Origin of the sequence: Motilibacter deserti, assembly GCF_011250635.1 — a bacterium.
Lineage (GTDB): Bacteria > Actinomycetota > Actinomycetes > Motilibacterales > Motilibacteraceae > Motilibacter_A > Motilibacter_A deserti.
Map to the genome: position 1 here is coordinate 1 of NZ_JAANNP010000170.1, position 2,974 is coordinate 2,974.

At 70.2% G+C, this 2,974-nt stretch carries 2 protein-coding genes and 1 pseudogene; 2 read left to right on the forward strand and 1 reads right to left on the reverse strand.

The genetic code is table 11. The features are described from left to right. The coding region (locus G9H71_RS21900; protein ID WP_166284885.1) for a transglycosylase domain-containing protein at window positions 1-1,330 on the reverse strand (1,330 nt) is incomplete at its 3' end. Window positions 1,331-1,707: 377 nt separating this feature from the next. On the opposite strand from G9H71_RS21900, the gene G9H71_RS21905 reads away from it, so the two are divergent. Both G9H71_RS21905 and G9H71_RS21910 read left to right on the forward strand, forming a co-directional pair. Continuing rightward, complete coding sequence (locus tag G9H71_RS21905; protein ID WP_166284886.1) at window positions 1,708-2,418, forward strand: PadR family transcriptional regulator; 711 nt, start codon at window positions 1,708-1,710, stop codon at window positions 2,416-2,418. 9 nt (window positions 2,419-2,427) lie between these two features. Next, window positions 2,428-2,974, forward strand: a pseudogene (locus tag G9H71_RS21910) (inositol-3-phosphate synthase); the annotation flags it as partial.

Sequence of the window (2,974 nt, forward strand, 5' to 3'; positions counted from 1 at the left end):
TGTTGCCCTCGTAGGTGCTGTAGAGGCTCTTGCCGTCCTCCAGCGCGGCCGCGAGCGCGAAGGGTTTGAAGGTCGAGCCCGGCTGCACCTCGGCGGTGGCGTCGTTGAACTGCCGCTCGAGGTAGTTGCGGCCGCCGTACATCGCCTTGATCGCGCCGGTGCGGGTGTCGATGCTGACCAGGCCGGCGTGCACGCCCTTGTTGTCGGTCTTGGGGTACTCGCCGTCCTCCGGGTCCATCGCCTTCACGGCCGCCACCTGGGCGGCCTTGTCGAAGGTCGTGACGACCCGCAGGCCGCCGCCCTCGATCTCCTGCTCGCTGCGCCCGGCGGCGAGCAGCTCGTCGTTGACGTACTTGAGCAGGTAGCCCTGCGGGCCCTTGTAGGCGTTGACCTTGACCGGCTTCGCGATCAGCGGGAACTTCGCGCTCGAGCGCTCCTCGGCCGTGATCCAGCCCTGCTCGAGCATGCCGTCGAGCACGTAGTTCCAGCGGCGCTGCGCCGCTGCCTTCCGGTCGGCGACCTGGGCCTTGCTGAGGCCCTCCTTCTGGAAGTCGAAGGTGTCCGGCGCCTGGATGATCCCGGCGAGGAACGCCGCCTGGCTGATCGTCAGCTTCTGGTAGCTGTTCTGCCCGCGCGGGAACCACGCCTGCGCGGCCGCGTTGAGGCCGTACGACCGCCGGCCCCACCAGATCGTGTTCAGGTAGTCCTGCAGGATCTCGTCCTTGGACTTCTGCTTGTTGATCTTGATGGCCAGGACGGCTTCGCGCAGCTTGCGCTGGTAGGTCTTCTGCGAGCCGACGTCGCTGTAGTAGTTGCGGACGTACTGCTGGGTGATCGTCGACCCGCCCTGGCCCCTGCTGTCGCTGCTGAGGTTGCTCCAGAACGCGCGGGCGATCGCCTTCGGCGAGACGCCGCTGTTGGTGTAGAACGACCGGTCCTCGGCGGCGAGCACGGCGTGCGTGACCGACTCCGGGACGTTCTCGATCGACACGCTCGTGCGGTTCTGCTCACCCGACAGCCGCCCGAGCAGCGTCTTGCCGTCCGAGTAGTAGACGTTCGAGGTCTGCGCCAGCGCTGCCGCGCTGGCCTCCGGGACGGTCGTGCGGGCGTACACCCAGGCGAAGGCGCCGGCGACGATCAGCGCGCCCATCGTCCCGAGCAGCAGCATCTGGCGCCAGGACGGCAGCAGCTTGAGGACCCCGCGGCGGGTGCTGCGCGGGTAGTCGATCAGCCGGGTCGAACGCCCACGGGAGGCGGGAGCCGTCGCACTGGCCCGGCCAACGCCGGCACTGGGGGCTCGTCGCTTGCCGCTCGAACCAGGCAGGGTCACGTGTCGTCCTCGGGGGTCGGCCGATGGCGGGAGACGGCCGGGACCGCGGGAAGGGCCAAGGCCGGCGGAGCCTGCAGAGCGGCAGCGGGCGACGCGGCACCTGAGGCGGCGCGCCCGGGAAGCCGCACGCTCTGCGACTGCACGGGACAACAGCGTACGGCCGGTGGTAGTTCCCGGCGTGTTCCGTTTGCCCCCGCGTCACCTTCGAGCTATCGTCCGGATGTATCGGCTCGATACATCGAGTCGACAGGACGGATCGATACGTCCGCCCGGGGCGGCCCAGCATCTCGCAGGGCGCGTCGCGGGCGTACGCGGGCCCTGGCTGTCGCGAGCGTGCAGCCGGGCGGCACGACCTCCCCCCACCGGCAGGAGCAGCAATGGCCACCAGGAGCAGCGGCGTGCTCGAGCTCGCCGTGCTCGGCCTGCTTCACGAGGGGCCGATGCACGGCTACGAGCTGCGCAAGCGGCTCAACGCGCTGCTCGGCACCTTCCGGGCGTTCTCGTACGGCTCGCTCTACCCCGCCCTGCGCAAGATGCTGGACGGGGGCCTGATCGCCGAGGACATCCCGGCGGCCGGGCCGGACGGGACCGCCGTGAGCCCCGCGCTCGCGGGCAAGCGGGCGCGGATCGTCTACCGCATCACCGCCGAGGGCAAGGAGCAGTTCCAGCAGCTCCTGGCCGACGCGGGGCCGGACACCTGGGAGGACGAGCGCTTCGGCGTCCACCTGGCGTTCTTCCGGCACACCGACGCGGCCACCCGGCTGCGCGTCCTCGAGGGCCGGCGCTCCCGGCTCGAGGAGCGCCGCGAGCGGGTCCGCGGGTCCCTGTCCCGCACCCGCGAACGGCTCGACTCCTACACTCTCGCGCTGCAGAACCACGGGCTCGAGTCCGTGGAGCGCGAGGTGCGGTGGCTCAACGAGCTCATCGACGACGAACGGGGGGCCTCGGCCCGGCCGGCGTTCACTCCCGTCGACGGCCAGCCCGCCGACGGGGCCCATTCCCTGTATGGGGCCGACCCCGCGCGGGTCGGCATTCCGACACACAACGACGTGACCGGCTCGCCGTCCGGCACGGGCACCAAGGACTAGGAGATCAGCGTGGGTTCCGTACGCGTAGCGATCGTCGGGGTCGGCAACTGCGCCGCCTCGCTCGTGCAGGGCGTGGAGTACTACAAGGACGCCGACCCGCAGTCGCGCGTGCCGGGCCTCATGCACGTGCAGTTCGGCCCGTACCACGTGAGCGACATCGAGTTCGTCGCCGCGTTCGACGTCGACGCCAAGAAGGTCGGCCAGGACCTCGCTCACGCGATCTTCGCGAGCGAGAACAACACCATCAAGATCGCCGACGTGCCCCCGACGGGCGTGACCGTCCAGCGCGGCCACACCCACGACGGGCTCGGCAAGTACTACCGCGAGACCATCACCGAGTCCGACGAGGAGGCCGTGGACGTCGTCCAGGCGCTCAAGGACGCCAAGGTCGACGTGCTCGTGTCCTACCTGCCGGTGGGCTCCGAGGTGGCGGACAAGTTCTACGCCCAGTGCGCCATCGACGCGAAGGTCGCGTTCGTCAACGCGCTGCCGGTCTTCATCGCCTCCGACCCCGAGTGGGCACAGAAGTTCACCGAGGCCGGCGTCCCGATCGTCG

Coding starts and splice junctions, on each gene's coding strand:
- G9H71_RS21905 (WP_166284886.1), top strand. CDS start 1,708: ATGGCCACCAGGAGCAGCGGCGTGCTCGAGCTCGCCGTGCTCGGCCTG.